The organism is Flavobacterium xylosi (assembly GCF_042787345.1).
GTDB lineage: Bacteria > Bacteroidota > Bacteroidia > Flavobacteriales > Flavobacteriaceae > Flavobacterium > Flavobacterium xylosi.
Genome location: NZ_JBHZPZ010000002.1, coordinates 255,168 through 281,604 on the forward strand (window position 1 = coordinate 255,168; position 26,437 = coordinate 281,604).

A 26,437-nucleotide genomic window follows, 5' to 3' on the forward strand; every position below is an offset into this window, starting at 1 on the left:
TATTCAAAATACTATGAAACTCACAACTAATTACTATGAGAATGAGTATGCCCAATTCTGGATAAAGGATGATATTCTTTTTTTTGAATACAGACCTAATGTTGTTATTGATTTGACCATAGCCCATCGAATCGTAGCTGATCGAATAAAAATGCAAAATGAGAAATCTTATCCTGTATTATGCGACATTAGAGGTGTTGTAGATTCCGACAAAGCTGCTAGAGACTATTTAGCCCAATCCGGTTCCGTTTTGGCGAAAGCGGTTAGCATTGTTACAAATCAGAGTGTTTCCTTAATTATGACCTCTTTTTATCTCAAAATATGTAAACCAAGCGTTCCCACAAAGATTTTTACGGACGATTCATCCGCCCTAGCTTTTTTGGAAGCCTATAAATAATTAAACTCACCCTTTTTTAAGACTATACAGTGTCATGCAAGAAGAAATCGATCAACAGCGCATTCAAAAGATGTATCAAATGCTTCTTGAAATGGCGGGAGGTAATTTTACAAATCGGATTCAACGATCTGAAAAGGATGATGAACTGGAAGCCTTAGTTGTGCTGATGAACATGGTTGCTGAAGAAATGAAGGAATCTGTTTTTCATTCGGGTTTTATCAATCCGCATTATTCCTATAGCAATCTAGTACAAACCACTTTTATCTTGGATGAAGATTTTATTATCCGAAGTTATAATTCAACTGTTCCTACAGTATTGGGTTTCACATCTGACAGGCTTTATGGTATCCCTTTTGCTAATTTACTTTCAAAGGAATCCGAAGCGGTATGGAATTCTCTTGCAGCAGTTTTATTTCAAGATATTACTTACAATGGTACTACGTCTCTTGTTTATATTACCCGAGAGCAATTGCTGGTGCCTTGTTTATGTACCATTGCCAGATTGATGCATAGTACGGATATTCTTATTAGTTCTGTTACTACCGTCATTACGGAACCTTTGAAAACTTTGGTTTCTTCGGAAAACACTACCTTATTTGTTGGGCCTAATAGCTATTCGGATGTGCAATTGATTCAACAGTTATATGATTATATTTTGAATAATTTAAATTCTCCACTACCTTCTTCAAAAGAACTCTCTCGAATTTTTGGATCTAATGATTATAAATTGAAATCTGGATTTAAGCATTTATTTAAAACGAGTATCTACCAGTTTTACACTAATGAACGGATGAAAAGAGCCCAACTTTTAATTCAGCAAACAAGAATTCCTTTAAAAAGTATAGCTATTACTAATGGATTTACGAGTTATCCTAATTTTTCAAGAGCCTTTAAAAAACATTTTGGATATACACCAAAGGACATTAAAAAGAGGCTTCCTGAGTTATGAGTTAATCACTCGACTAGAATTCCATTAACTTGTAAAAAATCTCTTAAAATATTTTAGATAACAATTTTAGAATTTGTAAATGACTCATAAAGGAGATTTTTTACTTTTTTACTTTTTAATTTACATTTTCCAGAAAAATTAAAGATCGTTAATCGTCATTCATAAATTTTAGCATAATGACATTTGCCCGTGACTGCATTTTGTCTAGGCTATCAATTTCATTAGATGACAGTTTACGATCATCTGTTATACGTTAAAAAATCCCGAATTGATAAGTTATAATCCTGAATTGATACGTTTAATACTACATGGTTATTTATTATTGCATTTTCCTTTATTATCTATTATTAAAAAAGTATTGGAAGTTTTAGTTTAGAAATGAAAGTGTAATTATGACATTATGGATCAGGAAATCAATCAACAGCGAATAAAGAATATTGGGCAAATGCTTATGGAAATGGCCGCAGGAAATTTTGCTTACCGTATCCCCAGGACTGATTATGACGATGAACTGGAAGGATTAACCTTGCTTGTAAATTGGGTGGCTGAAGAAATGCGGGAATCAATTTTTCATGGGGGGTATCTCAATCCTCATTATAGTTACCGATATGTGATTCAAAGTAGCTACATTCTAGATTCTAATTTTACGATCAAAGATGTTAGTGCTGATGTTCCCAGCCTTTTGGGGTTTGATTGCGACGAACTTTTAGGAAAAGACTTTACAGAAATCCTTACAAAAAAATCAGCACTTATATGGAAAGCTATAAAGGACGAAATTGTGCAGCATGAAACTTATCAAATTACTGTACTACTAGAGTTCTTTACTTTTTATAAATTACTTATTCCAGTCTATTGCAGCATTTCAAGCCTGTGGCAAAAGACAGAAATTATTATAAGTTCGTTTTCCGTTGTTATAGATGAAGTGAAGGGAAAGGAATCGTTATTGAAGGAGTTATTTTCTGCTGAAGAGCAGAAAATTCATAATTATTTGGATGTAAAATCAACACAAGCAGTTTATGATTATGTATTGGCAAATATGGATTCTACACTGCCAACTTTAAAAGAACTTTCCAAGATTTTTGGCACTAATGAATACAAATTAAAAAATGGTTTTAGGCAATTGTTTAAAATAACTATTCAGCAATTTTATAATAATGAAAGGCTTAAGCGATCCCAACTTCTGATAAAGGAAACAAAAATCCCATTAAAAACAATTGCTGTCATGGCAGGATTTAGCACCTATCCCAATTTTTCAAGGGCTTTTAAGATTAAATTTGGTTATTCCCCAACTAAGATGGAAAGACGATAACCTTTACTTTTTATTGCTTCTCGAGATAATTTTAAGTATTAAAGCTATTGAATTTATACTTAAAATTACGATGATTAACGTTTTTATTAAAAATATTGATTAAAACCACCCTGCCCTTCGGGCACCCCTCCAAAGGAGGGGAATTATTGACCTATTTCTCAAAACCTCATTTTATATTGGTGTTAATGGTATTTAGAAATTTTTATATTGGATGCTTCAAACTCGTATAAATTTAAAGTAATCCTGATTTGATAAGTTAATATCCTGATTTGATAACACTTATGTTGTTCCGTTTTTGGAATTTTACTCTAGTAAATAAAAATAACTAAGTGAGATGAAAAGTAATACTAAAATAAGAAATAATATTGTAAGTATCATATGCTGTTTGTATGCTTTACTATTCACCTATGCTGCTACAAGCAAATTATTGGATTTTGAAAACTTCCGGATACAATTGGGTCAATCTCCCATATTGAGCTCTTTTGCCAGTTGGATTTTGTTCGCAGTTCCTGCCGTGGAAATTCTCATTGCGATATTATTATTGATTCGAAATTGTAGACTTCTAGGCCTTTTTGCCGCTTACACTTTAATGATTTTGTTCACGGCATATATATACATCATATTAAATTATAGTGCTTTTGTACCGTGTTCTTGTGGTGGCGTAATACAAAAATTGTCTTGGGGCCAACATATTATCTTCAATATCTGTTTTATCTTATTAGCAGGGATTGCTGTGATATTATTTTCTGATAGCAATACTTTAAATAACCGCCAAACTGCAAAGCCATGAAATTAAAAGTAAAAATACTATTCCTTGTAATTTTTGGAACCTTTGGCGGCGCTTCAATGGCTTTGCTCTTTACTATTTCAGAAAATATCACCCATTACCATAATCGTTTTATCCGCCGTTTTCCTCAGCATGTCGCCCAAGAAGTGCACCAAGCGAATTTAAAGTATAATTCCTATTATTTTGCGGGAAGCGGAGAAGGCAAAATTTATTTAGGCAATTACACCGCACCTTTGCAGGTGATGGTTTTGGATTCGACATTACAAACAAAAACAATTTATCACATTAAGCTCAAACAAAGTAATCTTCCATTCCGTGGACCGCAAATCAGAGTACTTGACAATAGTTTTTATGTGTTTGAGGGTATTGTACCATATGTATTTAAAGGAGATGTTACCGATTGGAGTGCGAGTTTAAGAATAAAAAACGGCAATGCGTTTTCTCACTTGATACCAATGGATTCCCTAAATATGGCAGTGCGTTACATTTCTCCGAAAGGAGGAGAGAGCATTATCGGTACGCTAAATCTGGGAGGCAGCACAAAAGCAAAATACGGAAGTTCCTTATTGCAAAAACAATTTGATGGAGTTTTTGATACCGATGGGAGCATGATGTTCAATACTACCTTAAATCGTATCGTTTATGTTTATACTTATAGGAACGAATATATAGTGGCAGACCCAAAGCTAAAATTAGACTATCGTGGCAAAACAATTGATACAACCAGTCATGCCCATATTAAACTCGCAAGAATTAAAAATACTAATCTGAAAACATTTGCCGAACCGCCTCTTATTGTAAATAAAACGAGCGCAGTCAATGGACGCTTTCTCTATGTTAATTCTCAGTTGCCTGGTCAGTACGAATCTGAAGGCATTTGGAAAACGGCAGCCATTATTGACGTTTATGATTTGACTACTAAAACCTATCGCTCTAGTTTTCCTATCTATAACATCGGTGGAACAAAATTGCGAAGCATACTCGTAGACCGTAAACTATTCTATGCTTTGATTGGTGAAAAAATAGTGTGCTACAAACTACGCGACTATATCAATCAAAATAAAACAGTAAGCTATGTTTCAAAATACAAAAGCGATTAAAAATTTACCGGCCGGTATCAGGGATACGATCGAAAACCTGTAAAAAAGAGTAGATCAAATTAATTTAAATAGTAATATTATGATAGCAAATTTTTTCAAAAAGCTCATGATGCCATTGGCAGTAATGGTATTGGGCATCGCAACCGCTTTTACAACTACTTCGATGAGTAGCACCAAAGCGCTTACTCTAGTGCAGGGATATAAATTTATCTCCCAGGCAGACCCGTGTCACATTGACACTATGTGCAGTAACGTTGTTACTCCAAATATTTGTACATCGGGTACTACGCAGTTATGGGGCAAATTGTCACCAAATGCACCAACTTGTGACGTGAAACTTTACAGACCTTAAAAGCGGTGTAAAGTGTTTAAAAGCAATGCAGTTCTGTTAAAGTCAGAACTGCATTGTTTTTTTATTATTGTACCTCAAACCATGTCGGTCTTTTTCCGCCTTTCAAGTAATAGCCAAACCAATCCGAAATTCGATTCGTTAAATCAATTTGATTTTCTTCTTTGTCAATGACATGATCGTCGCCAGGATACAATACCATAATATGTTCCTTATTCAATCGCCGTAAGGCAAGGTAAAATTCTATAGTTTGATTCGCGCTCACTTGTGTGTCATCAATACCGGTATAAGATAATATCGGTTTCATAGTATTTGAAGCATAAGTGATTGGTGAATTGCTGTGATACCGTTCATAATCTTCAAACAAAGAGGTTCCCATTCTTAACTGTTGGTATTCAAAGCGCCACCCATCAAATTTTTTTTCATTGGGATTGACCGATAAATAGCAACTTACAAAATCTGTGATCGCGGAACCCGCAATCCCCGCGGCAAACATATCAGTTTGTGTCATGATAAAATCCGTCTCAAAACCGCCAAACGAATGCCCGGTTAATCCAATTTTGCTTCTGTCTATAGGTGCTATCGCAATTGCAGCATTGGTAGCAGCGATTACACAATCAGTAGCAGAAAATCCCGGACTTCCAACGGAATAGGCAATATCCGGATATAAGATAAAATAACCCTGACTGGCAAAAATACTGGCATTAAATCCTGAACCGTTCAACAGGGTTGGATTGTTATATGTATGCAGTTTATAAGTCTGCCTCTGATAAATATACACAATCATCGGATACTGCTTTGTAGGATTATAATCGGAAGGATATATCAGTACCCCTTTCAAATCCAAATTTTTAGCATTTTTATATGCTATTGTTTTTGAAGTGCCCCAGCCGTACTGGTTGTGCTGTGAATTACTTTGAAAAATTGCTTTTGGTGGAGCGGTAGCCGTTTTTATAATTAATGATGGTGGTGCATTAAAATCTTCACTCAAATACATATAACAATTAGTTGCGTTTGCTTTATGAAGCGCACTGATCCGTTTTTCGGAATAGACAATAGGTTGCAATTTTTGGCTTTTATCTAACGTAAAATATCCCGAAAAGCTATTATCTAGGGTATTCGATTTCAGAATTAACGTTTTATCATCCATTGCATTTCCCTTTGCTACAATCCCATCTGCGTATCCATTTGCATTTTCAATAATCCTGAAAATCTGATTGCCTTCCCGCCCGTTGGTCCGTCTGTCTGCTTTCCCGTTTTCAGGATTAATTTGCCAAAGGTCAAATTGGTCGTATATCAATAGCATTCCATCAATACCTGACCAGCCCGCAAGCCCGTAGGGCTGTATTTCAGCCATGTCAATAGAATCATCATGAAATACAATGCCCGTTTTTTTAGTGGTGTTTGTATGTGTCTGTTTTTCGATGGAGTAAACCCACCAATCAAGATCTCTAAAATAAGCGATGTATTTCCCATCAGGCGAAAGACTTAGATTGCCTATGGCACCCGGCTGCTGTTTTAAAAACAGGGTCTTTTCACCCGTGTTTAAATCAAATAGATAATAGTCCCTGTCAGCCTCTTGCTTCCATGAAGGTTTATTATCGTTCAGATCATACAGTATTGCGAAATGTTGATCGCCATTCAAGATTGCAGTGGAGTATATACTGTCACCAACGGCGGTACACTTTCCAGTCTTTGGCGACCATGTTGCAAGGCGGGACTGATTTTCTTTGTTCCATTTATCGCGCATAGGAAACAAATCTTTATCAGCGGCATTCCACACTTGAATTCCTGAATTATTTTGTACTGCAGCGCCATCATTTTTCTTCATCATAAAAAACACCCGCTCCCCATCATCCGAAATCCCAAGCGATGAGGTATAACTAGCATTCAATACCATATCCTTCGGCCAGTTTGCAGCAGTCGTCGTATCATACTGAAATAATTTGTGGTCGTCAATCACATAGTACAAAACGGTATCGGCCATAAAGGATTCTGCAGTAACAGCACGACCAACAAAAGCAAATGATTTTCCATCACTTTTCCACACCACATTTTCAAACTGTTTTACCGTGCTTTGTGTAATTATTGCCTTGGTAATCTTTTTTCCAAATTGCAGCAATCCAACATTATTTCCAGTGGGTTCTGCCGTGCAATACCCTAGTGCATCCCGTTTTTTATTCATAGTAAATGAAATCACATTATCAATGCGCGCAACGGTATCTCCTTTTAAGTTTTGAATAACAATGTTCGTTTTACTTTCTTTATCATTACAATAAAGAATTACATAATCGATATCGTTCACAAAGTCATAATTTTGTACGTTATCGAAATTCTGTACTTTCCCGTTATTCAGATTCACCAAGTGGAAATTATTGTTTGGCAATAAGCATCCAAACCATGAATCACCAACAAACTTTCCTCCATATCCTTTTGGAAAAGCAAATTTTTTGGCAGTACTGGTATTTTTGACGAAGAGTGTATCCAGCCCTGATTCATACGATAGTGAATAACTCACCCACTTACCATAATCGGAAATACTTTCCGCACTTAGCGTACTCCATAAATGGTAATCGGCCGCTGTCAGTTGCCTTGTTTTTTTTGCCTGTGCGTTTACCGGACAGGTCATCAAAAACAAAATATAACTGATCCACATTATTTTGCAATTGTCTATTATAGTATTCATCAGTATCCTGGATTTTGAGGTAGTAATTTTGGGTTAAGACTCAATTCTGCTTCCGGAATGGGAAACAAATCGTCGTGCGCATCCCATCCTGGTTTTGCAGCAGACAAAACAGACTGTGTCCTGTTGAACCGTTTCAGGTCAAAAAAACGATGTCCGAACTCGGTAAACAATTCCAGACGGCGTTCCTGCAGAATAGCGTCAAGAATTTCATCCTGTGTATTGGCCGAAGTATCCGCTAATCCGGCAGTATGTCTAATAGTATTCAAATCTTCTTTTGCTCCTATTAGATCACCGGAATGCGCTTTGGCTTCTGCACGAATCAGGTACATTTCCGCCAATCGAAAGATGACAGAATATTCACTGGAAGTCCCGCTATCCGAATGTTTATATTTAAATGGATGGTACCAGGTCGTTGTGCCATTTGAAACCGCTTGTGTCCAATGTACTTTTCGCTGGTCATCAGCGGTAAAAGCAGCCATAAAATCATCCGTTAAAGCAGATATTGGAGGTGGACCACTTGTGAAATTAAAGGTAAGAGCCTCCAATGTATTGCCACTTGAAAAGCCAGGAGCAAGCTGCCAGATTGTCGATGTAGCTTCTTTTTCGAAAATTTTATCAAGATCTTCCTCATATACATATATTCCAGTATTGTTGATTACAGCCGAGGCTTCGCTAGAAGCTTCACTCCACAAACCGGCGTACAAATCTACCCTTGCCAGCAGTGCATGAGCAACATATTTATTGGGACGCACCCGGTCGGATGGTACGTACGCTGCAGGTAACAGTTTTATCGCCTGTTCTAAATCGGCCTTTGCATTGGCATATACTGTAGCAACAGGAATTCGCACAGCAACACGATTTACGGCATAATCAGTGGTCGTTATGTAAGGCACATTGCCATATACGTTTGCAAGATAAAAATGAAGCAATGCGCGAACAAATAACGCTTCGCCAGTGAGTTGCTCCCGGTCGACGGCAGGAAGTTTGAATGAATGTGCCACACCATCAATGACGGCATTAGCCATATAAATCTGATTGTAGCTATTGTTCCACAACTCTTTTACATCCGGATTAGAAGCTATTAGCGAATTGTTGTACCAAGCGGATCCGCCTGGCATCGTACCATAAAAATCCAGTTCATCGGTATAAATGCCTAGTGAGTGAGTGAGTCCGCTTGGTGAACCACTTAACAGTCCTGTATCCCTGATTTTGGAATAGATGTCCGTCATTGCGGCATTGGCCGTTGCTTTTTCTTCAAAAACGGCGCTAACGGTGAGTTGTGATTTGGGCAACTCCACATCCACAAAATTATCACAAGCACTCATCAGGGATGTAATTATAAGTATACACAAAGCGTTAAATACGATTCCCCAAAGCGAATTTTTGGTATTCCATATATAAAAATTGGTATTGAAATTTTTCATAATGTTTATGTTATTTGTTAAAGGTCATATCTGGTATCGCTTTTATTTATTGGTGTTTGTTTGCAACAAACTTATTGTTAGTGGCGATTTCATAACGACTGTATTATTTGGTTTTTCGAGTTACTTACATAAATATTAACACTAAGTGTAATGAACTCTAACTAGGCTTTTTTAAGGTCTATTGAATATTTTAAAAGGGTCTTAAATTGTTATGTATTATTTATGACAAAAACACACCCCTAGCCCCTCTCAAGAGGGAATAGGATTCTGCAACACTAAGAGTAATGAACTTTTACCAGGCTTTTTTAAGGTCTATTGAATATTTTAAAAGGGTCTTAAATTGTTATGTATTATTCATGACAAAAAACACATCCCTAACCTCCCGTACTAAAAACGGGACAGGCTCTCTCAAGAGGGGAATTCGATTACGGTAACATTCAACCTTTAGTTGTTTTTAGGTAAATAAGTCGATTTTAAATTAAAAACTAAACTGTACTCCGGCTGACAGGATTCGCAAAGGCGGCAAATACCCCGCAGATTTAAACTCAGGGTCAGCGCCATTATACTGCGTGAGGGTCCATACGTTTTGCCCTTCAAAAAATAGTTTGCATTGCGCATCTTTCAATGGTACATCATAGTAGAGCGATATGTTTTTCAACCGCACATAGGAGGCATCACTTATAGCGCCATCACTTTCATAGTATTTATAGGAAGCATCAACAGCAGCACTGTTTGCCCCATCCGTGTAGATTTGATATGATGCATTATCGCCCGGTTGTTGCCAGTGGTTGCGTACTGCGGTGGGCTGATTGCTTAGTGAACCGGGAAAGCCAAAAAAAGCTGCCGAATTATAGTTGATTTGCTTCACAAACTGAAAAAGAAAATCCAATTGCCAGTGTTTGTATTTCACGGTGTTTTGCAATCCACCATAATACTTCGGATTGAAATCCTTGATCGTGGTTTTGTCTTCTCTGCTTGTCAGCATACCATCACCATTTACATCTTCAAAAGTATACAGACCAGTTAGGGCGTCCACACCTGTAAAATGATATATTTTTTGGATATTCAGGGGTTGTCCGATTACAAATTGATTGGCGTAAGGGGAACTTTCCAAGTCCGGAAACTGCAAAAGTTTATTCTTTGCCATCGTTAAATTGACGTTGGTTGTCCAAGAAAAATCTTTTGAATGAATGTTCACTGTGTGCAAAGTCAGCTCTATACCACGGTTTTGAACTGTCGCATCCAGGTTGGCTTGCAAAGAGGTAAATCCTGTCGTTCCCGGCAGCGGAATGCCGGTCAATTGGTTCGAGGATTTGTTGTCATATCCTGCGATGGTAAAAAACACGCGGTCGTTAAAGAAGCCTGCTTCCAAGGCTACTTCAAACTTTTTATTAGTCTCCCAACCATATTCAGGGTTAAACAATCGTATCGGTTGCAATCCCACAATCCCACCATAATTTACACCCGAGGAACTGTACGTATCGAGGAATTGATAATCTCCTATTTGGTCGTTACCGGTAATTCCATAACTGGATCGTAACTTTCCGAAGCTTAAAATATTATTATTATTACTATTATTATTGAATTTTTCTTTGGAGAATATCCATGCTGCGCCAATGGCTCCAAAGGTTGCAAATTGTTTTCCGGGTCCAAAACGGCTCGATCCGTCACGTCGACCGGTTGCGTTCAAGATGTATTTTTCCTTCCAGTTGTAATTTACACGCCCAAAAATAGCTTGGTATTTGTATATGGATTCTTCACTAACTAATGTCAAAACAGTGGCCGCTGAAGCTAAATTATAAATAAGGCTGTTGCTGGAAAAACCATAAGCATATTGTGACAATTGGCTGCCTTTTTGCAACTGGAAAGTGCTTCCTGCTAATACATCGAGTTTTCCTTTCCCAATCGGTTTATTCCAGTTCAGTTGCGGCTCAATAATCCACGATTTGCGTTCTGTATTGCTTGCTATCAGCGTGGCGTATTCTGGTCCAATACCATAAGCTGGATTGTATCGAGTGGATGGATTAAATGTAATTTCTTTATTGGTAAGGGCGGTATAGCCAAAATTTGATTTCAGTTGCAGATCCTCCGTTAATTGATAGGTCATCATTGCATTCCCTATAAGGTCGTTTGTTTTAGCAAGATATTTTCCTTCCAGATTTCGCAGCGGGTTGTTAAAGGTGTTATTTTCCCAGTTTAATGTGCCGTCCGGATTGTTTAAGGCGGGAGCATTGGGAGCAATGGTAACCGCTTCGCGCATTAAGTCACCACGTGCCTGATCATTATCCTGCACTGTATATCCTGCAGATAGTGTAGTTTTAAATTTTTTATTGTCCGATTCATGATTTACGTTCAGGTGTACATTCCCTTTTTTATATTGAAAATCACTTGGTAAAACCGTTGTCTGCTTGTTGTAGTTGCCACTCAATAAAAATTGCGTCTGTGCAGACCCACCCGATAACGAAGACTGCATATTAGTAATCTCGGCTGTACCGCCCATCAGTTTCTTCTGCCAATCTGTATGTCTGTTTTGATCCCAAGTTCCGTTTATGTCATACGCATAATCAGGAATTGGATTGATACCATCATTGGCAAAAGCTTCTCGTCTCATTGCGATATATTGTTGCGTATCCAGTAAATCCATAAAGCGCGTTACCGTTCCTGTACCTGTTGAAAGATTAGCGGTAAACCTAGTTTTTCCTGCTTTTCCTTTTTTGGTAGTAATTAATACCACACCGTTGGCACCACGCGAGCCGTAAATGGCCGTTGCATCGGCATCTTTCAATACTTCAATACTTTCAATCTGATCCGGGTTGATACTGTTCAATGGACTTGGTTGGGTTGGCAGTCCCGCTGAATTAATTCCAGTCCCGATAGGATCTGATGCATACGGGACGCCATCAATAATATACAACGGATTGTTACCATTACTGCGCAAACTGTTTTGCCCGCGTATCTCTATCTCAAAACCCCCACCGGGCGTTCCTGTGGTCTGAGTAATGTTAACTCCCGCCATTCGTCCCTGCATCGTTGCAAGTACATTGGTAACAGGTTGCTTTTCGATATCTTTTGAGGTAATTTTAGAAATGCTTCCGGTGCGTTCGCTTTCTTTGACGGAATAGTATCCCGCATTGATTTTGACCTCCTGCAACATAGTCGCATCTTCCCGTAATTGTATGTTGATTATCTTGCGTCCGTTTATGGGAACTATGGCTGTTTTGAATCCCATAAAAGAGACCGTCAAGGTATCATTAGGAGCAGCTAGCAGGCTGTATTGCCCGTTGAAATCAGAGATAGCAACATTATTTTTATTCCCTTTTACGGCCACGGTAACACCCGGTAAGGGAGTAGTGCCATCAGTAATGATACCGCTTATTTGAGTTTGTTGAGGTAACGAAGGCATTGGCCTCAGTACCGTTTTTGCTGGAACAGGGGTGTAGGTTAATAAGAACCCAAAAAGAATCAGGTACCAAAAAGCCGAACCACCCTTGTAAAATGAAAATTTATTCATAATATTGGGGTTAGTTAATTGAAACGTTAGTTTTGTTAGCGATGGCCCTCTATTCGTCCGCCAAGAAGAGTTAGAGGGCCTTTTTTTTGTTCTACTTAGGAAGATCTATTTCGGTGAAACAATGGCAACTATAAAGCCACAGGCACATCGTTACTATAAAAAGTATAATTATTCCTATTTGTATTTGTTTGTAGTATTTCATAGGCATTTTTTTTATTTACTGGTTAAGGGTTAAAGGTTATGAGTTGCTGTTGCGGCTAAATAACCTGCACCTTTTATTAACAAATTCAAATTAAATTAACTAGGTGTTTTATTCAAAGGACCTTTCGGTGCAGGTGTCTTTTATTTAGTCTTAAAGTCTGGGGTTGTGTCTTTATTTAGTCATAGGCGTTTTTTTTTAAGTTTTCAGTCTTAGTTTTTAGTTAAGCATAGGAATCTTGCGCCAGTTACGAAAAGGGCGTTTTCTTAACTGGGATTTTATGCGGTTTAGTGATTGAAACCACTGCTAAGGTTTAGCTTAAACTGTTTTAAATGTGCGTTTTTATTTTACTCATAGGCATGGGGGTTTTAGCGTGTTAAACTGCTGCGAGACTATGAAAAATGAAAAAGCGGTGCTAAGAATTGAAGTTGAGTTTTGGCAAAAATATTGGCCAAAAAAATGGCATGGAACTCAGCTTATATCGTTTTTCAAGGTACTGGTATACCCTACGCACGAATAAGTGAGCCCACGCCATGGGACGTGAGCATCTTACTTATCATCTCGAGCGTTTAAAAATTACCAGTTTTTGAAAACGAGATTCAAAGCGAATGCTTCAAATATTTTATATGAAGAATCGCAAAAATAATACTAATTCTAATAGAATGTGGGTATAAAGATAAAAAATAAAATGACAAATACGTCATTGTGTAAAAATATTTTTCTGATTCAATTTGAAATATTATGGAACAGATAAAAAATGAAAGATTATTAAGTGCAGTAAAGCTAGTTTTAAAAGAACTTCGTGCTAAGACTGGCTTGACTCAAGAGCAGGTAGCAAACAATATAAAAGCGAATAAAGATTTGTCAATTCATATTGGCCGTAATGAAACCGGAAATCAGAATATGACTGTCAGTACTCTCTATGAATTGTGTGAATATTATAAAGTGTCAATATCTGAGTTTTTCAAACGAGTTGAAGAAGTTGACAAAGGATTAAAAATAAAAGATATAAATAAGTAAGATGCTGATAGCATCTTTTTTTATTTTCGAGCAAAACAGAAGTCTTATCAATTCAGGATTAAAACTTATCAATTCGGGATTATTTGATTTCATGCTAAATAAGTAAGTTTCTATGCTTTCTATATTTGAGGCATGGAATGGTATGAAATAATTATAGTGATTTTTATTATCCCGGTGGGAGCTTATATACGAGGGAAAATATATGAGTTTAGGAGGGATTATAATAAAAATGATAGTTGGAAGAGTAGGAGTAAGAGATGAAATATACAGATCATAGAATGCCCCCAAAAAGTATCTAACTTTTTGGGGGCATTTTTTTAGTAGAAAATCAAGTATGATATTGACTTTAAAAAGTCGCTATTTATTGCATTAACGGCATAATTTTCGTTTTACCCTGAGCCTAAAGAGAGCCGAAAATTTTGAACTAGTAGTGATTTTCGTTTTACCCCGGCCCTAAAGGGAGCCGAAAATCTGCAACTATCCTATTCTGTCAATATGGCAAACGTTCTCGATACTCCCGACGCCTCAGGACTAAAGCTATTTGTGTCGTGTGATTAAGAATATTATATTAGCTATAAAAATCATTCGAACCGGCTCTATCAAGATTGATTTAGTAAGGTAAAAACAGATGAATACGCGTGGAATGTGCCAATGTTGTCGATTGATTGTTAATTATTGTTATTATTTATAAAGGAATAGTATATTCGCTGACAAACTACTCTTATTAACAAATTGGCATTGCCTTAAACTGTTAGTTAGAGTCGCGAAGCGTATCCGGAAGTTTCGTTTTTTACTGTGATTCTTATTCTATGCAGCAACTAAATAAAAGATGATTCCAAAAACTAAATATGGTACGAGGTTCTTTTTAATGCATCTCAAGTAAATTATTTATATTTGCTTCGAAATGATATATTTAGTGAGTAAAAAGGTCTCTCGACTGCGCTCGAGATGACGCGCTTCTTAAGAGAAGCATGAAATTACACTCTCTCGACTGCGCTCGAGATCACACAATAAACAAAAGTATTTTAGCATAAATGAGCAACAACGAACATACCAATACCACGTGGCTGTTTGAAATAACACCAAAAAATAAATTCTTCTCGCTTAATCTCAAGGAAGTTTGGCAATACCGTGATTTGCTGATGCTTTTTGTAAAGAGAGATGTGGTTACCGTTTATAAACAAACCGTTTTAGGACCGTTGTGGTATCTGATTCAGCCTTTGTTTACTTCGATTACCTTCACGATTATATTTAATAATGTGGCAGGAATCAGTACGGGAACGGTGCCTCCTTTTTTGTTTAATTTAGCTGGAATCACCGTTTGGAACTATTTTACGGCTTGTCTTAACGATACTTCTGATACATTCAAGAAGAATGCTGCTATTTTTGGAAAAGTTTATTTCCCTAGAATTATTATGCCGTTATCAGTAGTGATATCTAATTTATTAAAATTTGGAATTCAATTCTTTATATTTATTGCCTTTTATATTTATTACTATTATCAAGGTGCTGCCATTAGTATAAATTTAACCGCTTTATTTTTTCCTTTATTAATTGCTTTAATGGGTGTTTTAGGATTGGGTTTAGGATTGATAATCTCTTCCTTAGTTACAAAATATAGAGATTTTAGTTACCTGATCAGTTTTGGAGTTCAACTGTTGATGTATGTGTCAGCGGTGATGTATCCTATGGCATTAATAAAAGAAAAACTTCCTAATTATGGGTGGCTGATTCAATATAACCCGTTAGCTTATGTTATTGAAACCATACGCTATATGTTGCTTAATGTAGGACAGGTTTCTATTCTGGGTTTAAGCTATACCTTCTTAGTAACGGTAATCGTATTTTTTGTAGGATTGTTGATTTTTAATAAGACCGAGAAGAGTTTTATAGATACTGTTTAGGGAGAAGTGATCAGTAAAAAAAAAGTGGTCAGTATTCAGTGGTCAGTGTTCAGTTCAAAAAAAAGTGATTAGTAATCAGTGATCAGTGGTCAGTTCTAAAAAAAGTGGTCAGTGTTCAGTTCTAAAAAAAGGGATTGGTATTCAGTAATCAGTGGTCAGTTCTAAACAAAAGTGATCAGTGTTCCGTTTTTACTGATCAGAATTAAGTTTCAGATTAAGATTTATTATTATTAATTGGTATTGTCAACATAAATCCATTACACGATTAAACTATTTCAACTTTGAAAAAAGATATTATATTAAAAGCCGAGAATATTTCTAAGCAATATCGATTGGGACAGGTAGGCACGGGTACTATGGCACACGATTTGAACCGTTGGTGGCATCAGATACGTGGTAAAGAAAATCCGTATTTAAAAATTGGGGATACCAATGACCGCAGTACTAAAGGAACGAGCGATTACGTTTGGGCTCTGCAAGACATTAATTTTGAAGTGGAACGTGGAGAAGTTTTGGGTATTATAGGCAAAAACGGAGCGGGAAAATCGACGCTATTGAAAATATTATCTAAGGTCACCGCGCCCACCACCGGAAGCATCAAGTCAAGAGGACGCATTGCTTCTTTGCTAGAAGTGGGTACCGGTTTTAATGGAGAAATGACTGGTAGAGAAAATATTTACCTGAATGGAGCTATTTTAGGGATGACCAAAAAAGAAATTGTCTCAAAATTAGATGAAATTATTGATTTCTCGGGCTGTGAGCGCTACATTGACACTCCTGTAAAGCGCTATAGCAGCGGAATGACGGTGCGTTTGGCCTTTGCTGTTGCTGCTTTCTTGGAACCGGAAATCTTGGTTATTGATGAGGTACTTGCAGTAGGAGATGCTGAGTTTCAGAAAAAAGCGATTGGAAAAATGCAAGATATCTCCAGAACTGGAGGTAGGACAGTTTTGTTTGTGAGCCATAATATGGCGGCGGTAAAAAGTTTGTGTACTAGGGGGGTTGTGATGGAAAATGGCAAAGTAAAATTTGATGGTAAAATAGAAAATGCCGTAAGTTATTATCTAAGCGGTGACTCAGAATCCCAAAATAAAAAGGTATTTTCATCGGATTACGATAAAAAAGAGTTCACGCTGCATGAGATTAGTTTAAATCCTATTGGAAAATCTTCGGACGATGCATTGGATGAATACCAAAAAATCGAAATTAATACGGTAATCACTTTAAATGCAATAAATAAAAATTTACATGTCACTTTTGTTTTAAATAACGAATCAGGTGAGGCTCTATTTACTTTTTCGCATGTGAGCAACAATCTGAAATTAAACAAGGGTTTGAATAAAATAAAATGTACATTGCCTGAAGGGTTCCTGAATATTGGGGCTTATTATTTATCGGTTTATGTAATTGAAAATTCCAAAACAACCTTGTTTGTCGAAAAAGATATTATGTCATTCAATATCCAGGAAGGGGAAAGAGCCATTGGGACATGGATGGGAAAAGAACCGGGTTTTATTAAACCAAAATTTGATTGGTCAATAGAGGTATAGCTATAAAAAATGAATAAGATTGTAAAGAAAATAATTAAAAAAGCATTTATAAAATTCGGATATAAATTAAAAAAAATAGGTACTGATGTTAAATTGGCACCTACCAATAACAAGGATTATTTATTGTTCAATTTGTATAATACCTTAAAACAGTTTAATTTTTATCCGAAACATATTGTTGATATCGGTGCCAATCACGGTACCTGGACCAGAGAAGCGTTACAGCATTTTCCGGATGCTTATTACACTTTGTTAGAACCGCAACATTGGCTGAAAGCTTCTTTACAAGATATTTTAGAAACCAATCCTAAAGTTCAGTTTTATCCGGTTGGCGCCGGAGAACAAGAGGGATCTTTTCAATTTACTATTGTCGACAGAGACGACAGTTGTTCGTTTTGTTACACCGAAGCAGAAGCTAAAGCGGCAGGATTTGAACAAATTGAAATTCCTGTGGTTACGTTGAATAATTTATTATCCAATAGCGAATTACCCATACCGGATATTATTAAAATTGACGCAGAGGGATTGGATATCGAAGTCCTGAAAGGCGCCAGTAATTATTTTGGAATAACCGAAATATTTATGGTCGAGGCGGGCATTGTCAATAAATTATTTGATAATAGTTTTTTGAACTTAATTAATTTCATGGATAATAATGGGTATCGATTGTTTGAAATCACCGATTTAAACAGACCTTTTGAAATACAAGTGCTGTGGCTGGTAGAATTGGTATTTGTAAAAAAGGACGGATTTATTGACTCGCAAGTAATCGTATCATGATTACAGTAACCAAAACCTTTCTTCCGCCAATAGAAGAATACAACAAACAAGTACAACGTGCTTGGGATAATCAATGGTTAACCAACCGCGGAGAATTAGTATTGGAATTAGAAGAAAAGTTAAAACAATATTTAAAGGTTTCCAATATCATCATAACCACTAACGGAACCATCCCGCTACAGATTGCCTTAAAACTATTAGGCAACGGCGGTGAAATTATAACGACACCCTTTTCCTATGTTGCTACCACAGCGGCCATCGTATGGGAAAACTGCACACCGGTATTTGTAGATATTCATCCAGAGTACCTCACCCTAGATGAAAACAAAATTGAAGCGGCCATTACTGATAAAACAACCGCTATCTTGGCCACCCACGTTTTTGGTAATCCCTGCCAGGTGGAAGCGATTGAAGCAATTGCAAAAAAACATAACCTGAAAGTGATTTATGATGCAGCTCATTGTTTTGGAGTGACCTATAAAGATAAATCCATTTTTGATTATGGTGATGTCAGCACCTGTAGTTTTCATGCAACAAAATTATTTCATACCGGAGAAGGCGGCGCTATGTTTACCAAGGATGCGGCTTTACAGCACCAATTGTTTTACAGCCATAATTTTGGACATAAAACGGTATTAGATTTTCATGGATTAGGTATCAATGGTAAGATTTCTGAATTACAAGCTGCTATGGGATTAGCGGTGTTTCCATATATCGAGACTATAGTTGAGGAAAGAAAAAAAATAGTGAATTTTTATAATGCTCTTTTGGATTTTTCTAGATTAGATAAAATAAAAATAAGAGAAAATACAGAATGGAATTATAGTTATTATCCAGTTTTATTGAAAAATGAAGCTACTTTGTTAGATATTCAAGCTAGATTATTATCTGAAAATATCATTCCAAGAAGGTATTTTAATCCTTCATTAAATAATTTGCCCTATTGCAAAAATGTTAAAATGCCTATTTCAGAAAATATTTCAGAAAGGGTTTTATGTTTGCCTTTATATGTTGGACTAAAAACCGAAGATTTAGATAAAATCTGTAAAATTATTAATGCAAAATAATTGAAATGAAACTAGCCATAATGCAACCTTATTTATTTCCGTATTTTGGTTATTATCAATTAATTAATGCGGTGGATAAATTTGTTGTTTATGATGATGTAAATTTCATCAAGCAAGGATGGATTAACAGAAATAATATTTTGGTTAATGGAAATTCTTATTTATTCACTGTGCCACTTAATAATCAGAGTTCTTTCAACAAGATCAATGTCACAACAGTTAATGAAAAAATTTATTTTTCTTGGACCAATAAATTTTTAAAAACAATTGAACAAAACTATAACAAAGCACCATTTTATGACGAAGTATTTCCGCTTTTGAAAAAGGTATTTCAAATTGATGAGAATCATATTTCATCTATTGCAGTGAAAAGTTTAAAATTAATTTCTGATTATATTGGAATTGACACCATTTTTGAGGATTCTTCTGAAAAATATAAAAACCAATATCTGTCTTCTCAAGAAAGAGTTTTAGATATTTGTATAAAAGAACAAACAAATCATTATATCAATCCAATTGGAGGACTTGATTTGTACTCAAAACAAGATTTTTCAGAAAAAGGAATTCTTTTAAATTTTATAAAATCAAAAAAGGTGGAGTACATACAATTTAATGATAAGTTTGTTCCTAATTTATCTATAATCGATATGTTGATGTTTAATGATATTTCAAGTATTAAAATTTTTATCAATGAATACGAATTAATATAAAATGGAAAAGATAGTAATTTTCGGAACAAGCCAATTAGCAAGTTTAGCTCACTTTTATTTCGATAATGATTCTCCTCATCAAGTGGTGGCTTTTACAGTGGATAAAAATTATATTACTGAAAACGAATTTAGAGGATTACCCGTAATAGCTTTTGAAGAGGTCGAAAAACATTTTCCACCCTCAGAATATAAGATGTTTTTGCCTATTAGTTTTAAACAAATGAATTTTTTCAGAAAAGCTAAATTTGATGAAGCTAAGATAAAAGGATACCAATGCGTAAGTTATGTTTCTTCAAAAGCAACCACTTGGCCTGACTTAAATATTGGAGAAAATTGTTTTATTTTTGAAGATAATACTATTCAACCCTTTGTAAAAATAGGAAACAATTGTGTGCTTTGGAGCGGTAATCATATTGGTCATCACTCAGAAATTAAAGATCATGTTTTTATAACTTCACAAGTTGTAATTTCAGGTTGCTGTGAAATTGGCGAAAATTCTTTTTTTGGTGTGAATGCTACAATTAGAGATGAAACGGTTATTGGAAAAGCTTCATTAATAGGGATGGGAGCAATTATTACAAAAGACACACCTGAATTTAGTATTTGGGTGGGTGCAAAATCAACAATGCGTGAAGGAAAAAGCATTGATATCGACAGTATTTCGCATAAAACAAACGGATAATCATGTGGTCTAAAAAAGGAGTTTTGCTCAATATTGAAAATTATAATGATTGGATGGTATCACATGCCTGTGTGCCGACTGCATTAAATATAGATGAAAATACGATAAGGATTTATTATGCACCCAGAAATAAAAAAGGAAAAAGCATTCCGACTTATTTTGATGTAGAAGCAAATAATCCATTAAAAATAAAATACATTCATGACCAGCCTATTTTAGATTTAGGAGAATTAGGCACATTTGACGATGACGGAATTATGCCCTGTTCAGCTGTCAGAATATCTGAAAGCTGTATTTATTTATATTATGTAGGATGGAATCCAAGTGTGTCAGTCCCTTATAGAAATGCGATTGGACTTGCCATTAGCAATGATAACGGTAAAACATTTACTAAAGCTTTTAAAGGAGCAATTGTTGAAAGAAATAAAGCAGAACCTTTTTTTACAGCTTCACCTTTTGTTTTAAAGGAGGATAAAAAATGGCATTTATGGTATGCCTCAAGTACTGGTTTTGTCCTTGTAAATGGGAAACCGGAACCTTTATATGAAATAAAATACGCTTATTCCAATGACGGAATTGATTGGATAAGACCAAATATTACTTGTATTCCTCCTGCTGAAAGATACCAATGCACAGCGCGACCCACTGTGATTAAAGAAAATGGATTGTATAAAATGTGGTTTACTTTCCGTGGTTCCTTTGATTATCGTGATGGAAAAGAAAGTTACAAAATAGGTTATGCTGAATCAATAGATGCTATAAACTGGAATAGATTAGATGGAAAATCTGGAATTCAATTATCTAAATTTGGTTGGGATAGCAAAATGCAGACTTATCCTTCAGTTATTAAAATTAAAGAGAAAAAATATTTATTTTATAATGGTAATGGTTTTGGAAAAACAGGAATAGGTTTAGCAGAATGGATAGAGTAATGAAAAAAAAAATAAGTTGTCATATAATAACCTACAATCAAAAAGAATACATCTCACAATGCATTGAAGGTGTCTTGATGCAAAAAACTAATTTTTCTATTGAAATAATCATCGGTGACGATAATTCAACAGATGGTACAAGAGAAATACTTAAAGAGTATGCGCGTAAATATCCAGATTTAATAAAGTTTAATTTACGGGAAGTTAGAGGCATAGGTATTCCAGGGAAACAAAATTTTTTAACCACTTTGGAGCTATGTACCGGAGAATATATTTCCTTATGTGATGGTGACGACTACTGGACGGATCCTTTAAAACTCCAAAAACAAGTAGATTTTCTGGAAGCTAATCCCGATTATGTGTTGTGTTTTCATCAGGTTAGTATATTAAAAACCAATGGCGAAATTGTAGATGATTTTATCACCAAAGTACCCGAAAATTATGAAACGATTGAAACGCTGGCCCGATTAGGGAATTATATACATACGCCATCGGTAGTTTTTAGAAATGTAATTAAAGATTTTCCTTTTGAGTTTCAGCATACACCAATAGGTGATTATTTCTTGTATATGATGCTTGCCGAACATGGGAAACTAAAATATTTAGAAGAAAAAATGTGCGTGTATAGATATGGCGTTGGAATTTTTTCAGGAAATTCTAGACTGAACATGGCCAAAACCAATCTTAAGTTATTCACCTGTTTACTGTCGTACTTAAAAGACGATGAAATAAAAAAGATTATTTTTGACAGACAGTTATATGCAGTTGCTCATTTAGAAAAAATACTCGATGAGTTATACAATGGCTGTTTTGTATCCAATCATATTTTTTTTAGAGCTGTTAAATACACCCAGACTAATTTGAAAAATCCTTCAAAAATCCTTCAAAAGATAATCTTTAAATTTAAAAAATAAAACAGTATTGATGTTAGCCATTGTTATTCCTTATTATAAACTGACATTCTTTGAACAGACATTAGAGTCATTAGCCAATCAAACGGATAAACGATTTAAGGTATATATAGGAAATGATGCCAGCCCTGAAAATCTAGTAGATTTATTGGAAAAATATGAAGGAAAGTTTGATTTTGCGTACCATCGATTTGAAGAGAATCTTGGAGGAACATCATTGGTTCAGCAGTGGGAACGTTGTATTGAACTTTCAAGAAATGAAGAATGGATTATGATTTTGGGTGATGATGATGTTTTAGGGGAAACAGTAGTTGCAAGTTGGTATGAAAATTATGAGTATTTTAATTTAAAATCTAATTTGGTACGGTTTGCTAGTAAATTGATTTTTGAAAAATCTAATACTATCTCGAGTATATATACACATCCTGATTGGGAAATTGCAACAGATTCTTTTTATAGAAAATTAAGAGAAGTGTCACGTAGCTCCCTTTCAGAATATACTTTTTCCAGAGAATCCTATGAAAAATATGGTTTTTATGATTATCCTTTAGCTTGGAATAGTGATGATCGAGCCTGGCTTGAATTTTCAGATGATAAACCCATCTATACAATTAACAGCAGTGTTGTTTTTGTTAGAATGTCATCACTAAACATAACAGGTAATAGAGATAATATTCTTCATAAGAATTTATCAGAAATTCAATTTTATAAATTTTTGATTTCTAATAAATTTAAGTTTTATGATAATAAGGAGAGGTTAGAAATAATTAAAAAATACGGTAAAGAAATAAAAAGAACTAGAGACTTAAATTTCTTAGAATGGATTTTTATTGTTTATTATTGCTTGATTTTTTTTAATGTTGGTTATTTAAAAAAGGGATTTAGTATGTTGTTTAATAAATAAAAAAGCATTTTGGAAAAAGTTTCAGTCATAATTCCATGTTATAATCAGGCTTCCTTTTTAAACGAAGCTATTCAATCTATTATGGACCAAACTCATGAAAATTGGGAATGTATTATTGTTAATGATGGAAGTCCAGATGATACAGAAGGTGTAGCTCAGACCTGGTGTAGTAAAGATTCAAGAATTAAATATATTTACCAGAAGAATCATGGATTATCAAGTGCAAGAAATTTTGGAATTCAAAATGCAATAAGTAATTTTATTTTAACTCTTGACGCGGATGATAAATATGCTCCAACTTTTATTGAAAAAGGATTAAAAATTCTAAATGAAAATCAAAAAATAGGCGTAGTAAGTAGTTGGATATTAAGATTTAGAGATGATAAAGAAATTTGTGTTATTAAACCCAATGGAAAAACAATTCAAGATTTTATGTTTCAAAACGCTTCTAATGGTACTTCATTATTTAGAAAAAAATGCTGGCTGGATGTGGGAGGGTATGATGAAAAAATGAAAACTGGTTATGAAGATTGGGATTTTTATATAGGAGTTTGCGCCTTTGGTTGGAATGTTCATGTCATACCAGAAGTTTTGTTTTTTTACAGACAACATGATTTTTCCATGCGATTGGATGCTTATGCTAATCATGATAAAAATATCAAAATGTATATGTATTCAAAGCATAAACAATTATATTTAAATCATTATGAAGACATGGTTACTTATTTTTTAAATACAATAGATTTAGAAAAACGTAATAATATTAAAACCAGAAATAAAATTGATTATAAAATAGGTTTTTTGTTATTGAAACCATTTAGGAAGTTAAAATCATTATTTAGATGAGTAATAATCCAAAAGTAACTATTATAATGGCGACCTATAACAGGGCTCATTTTATAGAGGAAACGCTTTTATCCATTCAAAATCAAACTTTTTCGGAATGGGAATGTTTGATAATTGACGATGGAGGATCAGACAATACCAAGGAAGTAATAGCTGAAATCTTAATTCAGGACAAGCGATTTCAGTTTCTAAAACGGCCGGATAGTTATATAAAAGGCTTGTCGGGTTGCAGGAACCATGGGTTGGATTTGGCTAAAGGAGAATATATTATCTTTTTTGATGATGATGATATTGTGCATCCCCAAAACCTGGAATGCTGTGTAGATGAGTTATCTAAAAAAGACATTTCTTTTTGCAGGTACATTCGCGATGCTTTTTTTGGGGATTTTGACTATGCATTTGATTACTCTAAAACCTATACTTCTTTTTACATTGATAAAAAAGATGTGGAAAAAATGTTAAGAAATGAACTCCAGTTTAATTCTTGTGCCATAATGTGGAAGGCAGGGTGTTTTGAAAGGAATCGCTTTGCCGAAAACTTGATGTATTGCGAAGACTGGGAATTGTACTCCAGAATAGTGTCATCAGGTTATAGTGGGATTTCAATTGCGAAATCTTTGTTTTTTGGAAGAAAGCATGCAGAGTCAATGACAGGAGAGTTTTATCGTAATGACCCCATTAGAAGAGAATCATTCACTGAAGCTATTTTGTTGGTACTACAAAGCCTGAAAGAAAAGCAGTTACTTACTTATTCTTTAAAACGATATTTTATTGCCACAGCAATAGAATTTAAGGAATATAATCTATATGAAAAGACTTTGAATATCCTCGAATTGCCTAAATTTGAAAAAATGAAATGGCAAATTTTCTACGCCATATTGCCTTTAAGATTGACACTATATCGAATGAAAAAAGTAATAAAAAAGAAGATTAATCAGTGATTTTTCGGATTAGAACTTTGCGAAAGAAAATTAAAGCTAATGTTGTTCTAAATTTAAATAATGAATAAATAATGAGGTTTTTAGTAATAGAACAAGATTTAAGAGTATGGGGAACCAGTCAAGGGATTATTTCACGTTCTTTTTTGGCAAAATTAAGAAAAGCCTATCCCCAATCCATAATTGATGTGGTGTATTTAAAGCAAAGTGATAGCGAAGACCGACTGGATTTATTGCCGGTTAATTCTATTAAGGCATATGTTTTAGATTTGAAAATTCCTTTTTATACCAAATGGGTCAATAAATTTTATTGGCGGTTTTTTCATGTTTCATTGACCAGAAATCACATTCACAAAATATTCGGATCTTATATAGCCAAAATTGACTACCGCCAATACGACCATATTTTTATTCGAAGTGCGGGATTGGATTGTGAAACCATCTTGGGAACTAAAGATTTGCCCATTCTTAAAAAATCCATTATTACTTTCAATGAGCCTTATCCTTCTTTTTGGTGCACAGGTTCAACAAGTCCATTGACTAATTTAGAACTTTTTAAAGTAAAGGAAATGTTTGAAGTGGTCAGTCAGGCAAAATCATGTATGGCTACTGAAATTTTGTCGGAAGATTTGCAATATTTATATGGTTCGAGAAAGAAATTTTACAATTTGCCCCATCAATACGACGAGAGTGTTTTTGATTTGTCGGATGTTGATAATGTTTTTAAAAAGAATTCAAAAATCATGATTTCTTATCAGGGTGCGATTCAGTTTGGTAGAAATGTGAAAATTCTTTTAGACGCTTATCAAGAGTTGTTAGAAAACAATCCGCTGTATAGCGAAAATACGGAGTTTGTTTTGCGATTAAAAGGGACAGACAGGAAGAAATTAGTAGACAAGTATTTAAAGTGTCCCAACATTAAAATCTTAAATTTTGCAAGTTTTTCTGATTCTTGTAATGAGCAAATGCATGAAGCCGATATTAACATTATCTTGGAGAATGGTCCTTTGTATTGTAATGTTTTGGTAGGTAAAGCACCCTTTCTTGCAGCAACACAGAAACCAATTCTCTCGATTTCTCCTGAAAGAAGCGAAATGCGAAGGTTAATATCAGACCCTAAATACATTGCCAATTGCAATGACAAGGAAGAAATAAAACAAAAATTGGAAAATTTGATTATCAACAGGATGAGATCAGATGAAGCGGCATATCCTTTTGGGGATTATTTTAGTGATGAAAATTTTAAAGTCATGTTGGATAAAGTTTTATTTGGCACAAGCTAAAAAACGTTGGTGAAGTCACAACGGCTTTAGCAGAGTAAAATTATATTATAAATAATTAAAACAACTTCAGGTTTATTTTAAATACTAGATTCAACTAATTAATGCAACTTTAGGGAAAAGATAAAGATATTTTTTCAAAAGAAAGGACTTTAAAGTCCTCTCTCTCGAATGGAATAAATGTTCTTTATTTGCTCCTGAC

The 26,437-nt window shown here is 34.9% G+C and carries 22 protein-coding genes; 19 read left to right on the forward strand and 3 right to left on the reverse strand.

Translation table 11 applies throughout. The features are described from left to right. Positions 1 to 13 precede the first annotated feature (13 nt). The 6 genes from ACFX5E_RS02785 to ACFX5E_RS02810 all read left to right on the forward strand — a co-directional run bounded on the left by ACFX5E_RS02785 (position 14) and on the right by ACFX5E_RS02810 (position 4,894). On the forward strand, positions 14 to 397 hold the full coding sequence (locus tag ACFX5E_RS02785) for a DUF7793 family protein (protein ID WP_379853636.1): 384 nt from the start codon (positions 14 to 16) through the stop codon (positions 395 to 397). 34 nt (positions 398 to 431) lie between these two features. Continuing rightward, positions 432 to 1,346, forward strand: coding sequence for a helix-turn-helix domain-containing protein (locus tag ACFX5E_RS02790; protein ID WP_379853637.1), 915 nt, complete (start codon positions 432 to 434; stop codon positions 1,344 to 1,346). Between the two features lie 400 nt (positions 1,347 to 1,746). Next, positions 1,747 to 2,655, forward strand: a complete 909-nt coding sequence (locus ACFX5E_RS02795) for an AraC family transcriptional regulator (protein ID WP_379853638.1) — start codon at positions 1,747 to 1,749, stop codon at positions 2,653 to 2,655. A gap of 334 nt (positions 2,656 to 2,989) precedes the next feature. Continuing rightward, positions 2,990 to 3,445 (forward strand): MauE/DoxX family redox-associated membrane protein, encoded by a 456-nt coding sequence (locus tag ACFX5E_RS02800; RefSeq protein WP_379853639.1) that lies wholly within the window; start codon positions 2,990 to 2,992, stop codon positions 3,443 to 3,445. After that, positions 3,442 to 4,542, forward strand: coding sequence for a hypothetical protein (locus ACFX5E_RS02805; protein WP_379853640.1), 1,101 nt, complete (start codon positions 3,442 to 3,444; stop codon positions 4,540 to 4,542). The genes ACFX5E_RS02800 and ACFX5E_RS02805 overlap by 4 nt, the downstream gene beginning before the upstream one ends. Before the next feature lie 79 nt (positions 4,543 to 4,621). Continuing rightward, positions 4,622 to 4,894: a hypothetical protein gene (locus ACFX5E_RS02810; RefSeq protein WP_379853641.1), complete on the forward strand. Its 273-nt coding sequence runs from the start codon at positions 4,622 to 4,624 to the stop codon at positions 4,892 to 4,894. A 64-nt stretch (positions 4,895 to 4,958) separates the two neighbouring features. Here the strand turns inward: ACFX5E_RS02810 and ACFX5E_RS02815 are convergent, their stop codons facing one another. From ACFX5E_RS02815 to ACFX5E_RS02825, 3 genes are all read right to left on the reverse strand, one after another. Further along, entirely contained in the window at positions 4,959 to 7,577 is a 2,619-nt protein-coding gene (locus ACFX5E_RS02815; protein ID WP_379853642.1) for an alpha/beta hydrolase family protein, read from the reverse strand. Beyond that, the gene (locus ACFX5E_RS02820) at positions 7,577 to 9,001 is read right to left on the reverse strand and encodes a RagB/SusD family nutrient uptake outer membrane protein (RefSeq protein WP_379853643.1); all 1,425 of its coding nucleotides are present in this window, start codon (positions 8,999 to 9,001) and stop codon (positions 7,577 to 7,579) included. The genes ACFX5E_RS02815 and ACFX5E_RS02820 overlap by 1 nt, the downstream gene beginning before the upstream one ends. Before the next feature lie 478 nt (positions 9,002 to 9,479). Continuing rightward, on the reverse strand, positions 9,480 to 12,512 hold the full coding sequence (locus tag ACFX5E_RS02825) for a SusC/RagA family TonB-linked outer membrane protein (RefSeq protein WP_379853644.1): 3,033 nt from the start codon (positions 12,510 to 12,512) through the stop codon (positions 9,480 to 9,482). 940 nt (positions 12,513 to 13,452) lie between these two features. On the opposite strand from ACFX5E_RS02825, the gene ACFX5E_RS02830 reads away from it, so the two are divergent. From ACFX5E_RS02830 to ACFX5E_RS02890, 13 genes are all read left to right on the forward strand, one after another. After that, a complete protein-coding gene (locus tag ACFX5E_RS02830) occupies positions 13,453 to 13,731 on the forward strand; it encodes a helix-turn-helix domain-containing protein (RefSeq protein ID WP_379853645.1) in 279 nt (92 codons plus the stop codon). 1,034 nt (positions 13,732 to 14,765) lie between these two features. Then, complete coding sequence (locus ACFX5E_RS02835) at positions 14,766 to 15,635, forward strand: ABC transporter permease (protein ID WP_379853646.1); 870 nt, start codon at positions 14,766 to 14,768, stop codon at positions 15,633 to 15,635. A gap of 281 nt (positions 15,636 to 15,916) precedes the next feature. Continuing rightward, entirely contained in the window at positions 15,917 to 17,185 is a 1,269-nt protein-coding gene (locus ACFX5E_RS02840; protein WP_379853647.1) for an ABC transporter ATP-binding protein, read from the forward strand. A gap of 9 nt (positions 17,186 to 17,194) precedes the next feature. Beyond that, positions 17,195 to 17,965, forward strand: a complete 771-nt coding sequence (locus ACFX5E_RS02845) for an FkbM family methyltransferase (protein ID WP_379853648.1) — start codon at positions 17,195 to 17,197, stop codon at positions 17,963 to 17,965. After that, entirely contained in the window at positions 17,962 to 19,032 is a 1,071-nt protein-coding gene (locus ACFX5E_RS02850; RefSeq protein ID WP_379853649.1) for a DegT/DnrJ/EryC1/StrS family aminotransferase, read from the forward strand. The genes ACFX5E_RS02845 and ACFX5E_RS02850 overlap by 4 nt, the downstream gene beginning before the upstream one ends. Positions 19,033 to 19,037: 5 nt before the next feature. Then, complete coding sequence (locus ACFX5E_RS02855; RefSeq protein WP_379853650.1) at positions 19,038 to 19,742, forward strand: WbqC family protein; 705 nt, start codon at positions 19,038 to 19,040, stop codon at positions 19,740 to 19,742. A gap of 1 nt (position 19,743) precedes the next feature. Next, positions 19,744 to 20,424: an acetyltransferase gene (locus tag ACFX5E_RS02860; protein ID WP_379853651.1), complete on the forward strand. Its 681-nt coding sequence runs from the start codon at positions 19,744 to 19,746 to the stop codon at positions 20,422 to 20,424. Positions 20,425 to 20,426: 2 nt separating this feature from the next. Beyond that, positions 20,427 to 21,356: a hypothetical protein gene (locus tag ACFX5E_RS02865; protein WP_379853652.1), complete on the forward strand. Its 930-nt coding sequence runs from the start codon at positions 20,427 to 20,429 to the stop codon at positions 21,354 to 21,356. After that, positions 21,356 to 22,270 carry a glycosyltransferase family 2 protein gene (locus tag ACFX5E_RS02870; RefSeq protein WP_379853653.1) on the forward strand — a complete coding sequence of 305 codons (915 nt, stop codon included), beginning with the start codon at positions 21,356 to 21,358 and terminating at the stop codon, positions 22,268 to 22,270. The genes ACFX5E_RS02865 and ACFX5E_RS02870 overlap by 1 nt, the downstream gene beginning before the upstream one ends. A gap of 10 nt (positions 22,271 to 22,280) precedes the next feature. Continuing rightward, positions 22,281 to 23,171 carry a glycosyltransferase gene (locus tag ACFX5E_RS02875; RefSeq protein ID WP_379853654.1) on the forward strand — a complete coding sequence of 297 codons (891 nt, stop codon included), beginning with the start codon at positions 22,281 to 22,283 and terminating at the stop codon, positions 23,169 to 23,171. A gap of 9 nt (positions 23,172 to 23,180) precedes the next feature. Then, positions 23,181 to 24,017: a glycosyltransferase family 2 protein gene (locus ACFX5E_RS02880; protein ID WP_379853655.1), complete on the forward strand. Its 837-nt coding sequence runs from the start codon at positions 23,181 to 23,183 to the stop codon at positions 24,015 to 24,017. Continuing rightward, on the forward strand, positions 24,014 to 24,958 hold the full coding sequence (locus ACFX5E_RS02885) for a glycosyltransferase family 2 protein (protein ID WP_379853656.1): 945 nt from the start codon (positions 24,014 to 24,016) through the stop codon (positions 24,956 to 24,958). Before ACFX5E_RS02880 ends, ACFX5E_RS02885 begins: the two co-directional genes overlap by 4 nt. A 71-nt stretch (positions 24,959 to 25,029) precedes the next feature. Further along, positions 25,030 to 26,238: a glycosyltransferase family protein gene (locus tag ACFX5E_RS02890; RefSeq protein ID WP_379853657.1), complete on the forward strand. Its 1,209-nt coding sequence runs from the start codon at positions 25,030 to 25,032 to the stop codon at positions 26,236 to 26,238. The last annotated feature ends 199 nt before the right edge of the window (positions 26,239 to 26,437 follow it).

What these genes read in the sequence shown, in the direction of transcription:
- ACFX5E_RS02800 (WP_379853639.1), top strand. Translation starts at nt 2,990, where the DNA reads ATGAAAAGTAATACTAAAATAAGAAATAATATTGTAAGTATCATATGC.
- ACFX5E_RS02810 (WP_379853641.1), top strand. Translation starts at nt 4,622, where the DNA reads ATGATAGCAAATTTTTTCAAAAAGCTCATGATGCCATTGGCAGTAATG.
- ACFX5E_RS02835 (WP_379853646.1), top strand. Translation starts at nt 14,766, where the DNA reads ATGAGCAACAACGAACATACCAATACCACGTGGCTGTTTGAAATAACA.
- ACFX5E_RS02860 (WP_379853651.1), top strand. Translation starts at nt 19,744, where the DNA reads ATGGAAAAGATAGTAATTTTCGGAACAAGCCAATTAGCAAGTTTAGCT.
- ACFX5E_RS02870 (WP_379853653.1), top strand. Translation starts at nt 21,356, where the DNA reads ATGAAAAAAAAAATAAGTTGTCATATAATAACCTACAATCAAAAAGAA.
- ACFX5E_RS02850 (WP_379853649.1), top strand. Translation starts at nt 17,962, where the DNA reads ATGATTACAGTAACCAAAACCTTTCTTCCGCCAATAGAAGAATACAAC.
- ACFX5E_RS02820 (WP_379853643.1), bottom strand. Translation starts at nt 9,001, where the DNA reads ATGAAAAATTTCAATACCAATTTTTATATATGGAATACCAAAAATTCG.
- ACFX5E_RS02805 (WP_379853640.1), top strand. Translation starts at nt 3,442, where the DNA reads ATGAAATTAAAAGTAAAAATACTATTCCTTGTAATTTTTGGAACCTTT.
- ACFX5E_RS02815 (WP_379853642.1), bottom strand. Translation starts at nt 7,577, where the DNA reads ATGAATACTATAATAGACAATTGCAAAATAATGTGGATCAGTTATATT.
- ACFX5E_RS02830 (WP_379853645.1), top strand. Translation starts at nt 13,453, where the DNA reads ATGGAACAGATAAAAAATGAAAGATTATTAAGTGCAGTAAAGCTAGTT.
- ACFX5E_RS02855 (WP_379853650.1), top strand. Translation starts at nt 19,038, where the DNA reads ATGAAACTAGCCATAATGCAACCTTATTTATTTCCGTATTTTGGTTAT.
- ACFX5E_RS02885 (WP_379853656.1), top strand. Translation starts at nt 24,014, where the DNA reads ATGAGTAATAATCCAAAAGTAACTATTATAATGGCGACCTATAACAGG.
- ACFX5E_RS02875 (WP_379853654.1), top strand. Translation starts at nt 22,281, where the DNA reads ATGTTAGCCATTGTTATTCCTTATTATAAACTGACATTCTTTGAACAG.
- ACFX5E_RS02790 (WP_379853637.1), top strand. Translation starts at nt 432, where the DNA reads ATGCAAGAAGAAATCGATCAACAGCGCATTCAAAAGATGTATCAAATG.
- ACFX5E_RS02825 (WP_379853644.1), bottom strand. Translation starts at nt 12,512, where the DNA reads ATGAATAAATTTTCATTTTACAAGGGTGGTTCGGCTTTTTGGTACCTG.
- ACFX5E_RS02795 (WP_379853638.1), top strand. Translation starts at nt 1,747, where the DNA reads ATGGATCAGGAAATCAATCAACAGCGAATAAAGAATATTGGGCAAATG.
- ACFX5E_RS02890 (WP_379853657.1), top strand. Translation starts at nt 25,030, where the DNA reads ATGAGGTTTTTAGTAATAGAACAAGATTTAAGAGTATGGGGAACCAGT.
- ACFX5E_RS02845 (WP_379853648.1), top strand. Translation starts at nt 17,195, where the DNA reads ATGAATAAGATTGTAAAGAAAATAATTAAAAAAGCATTTATAAAATTC.
- ACFX5E_RS02785 (WP_379853636.1), top strand. Translation starts at nt 14, where the DNA reads ATGAAACTCACAACTAATTACTATGAGAATGAGTATGCCCAATTCTGG.
- ACFX5E_RS02865 (WP_379853652.1), top strand. Translation starts at nt 20,427, where the DNA reads ATGTGGTCTAAAAAAGGAGTTTTGCTCAATATTGAAAATTATAATGAT.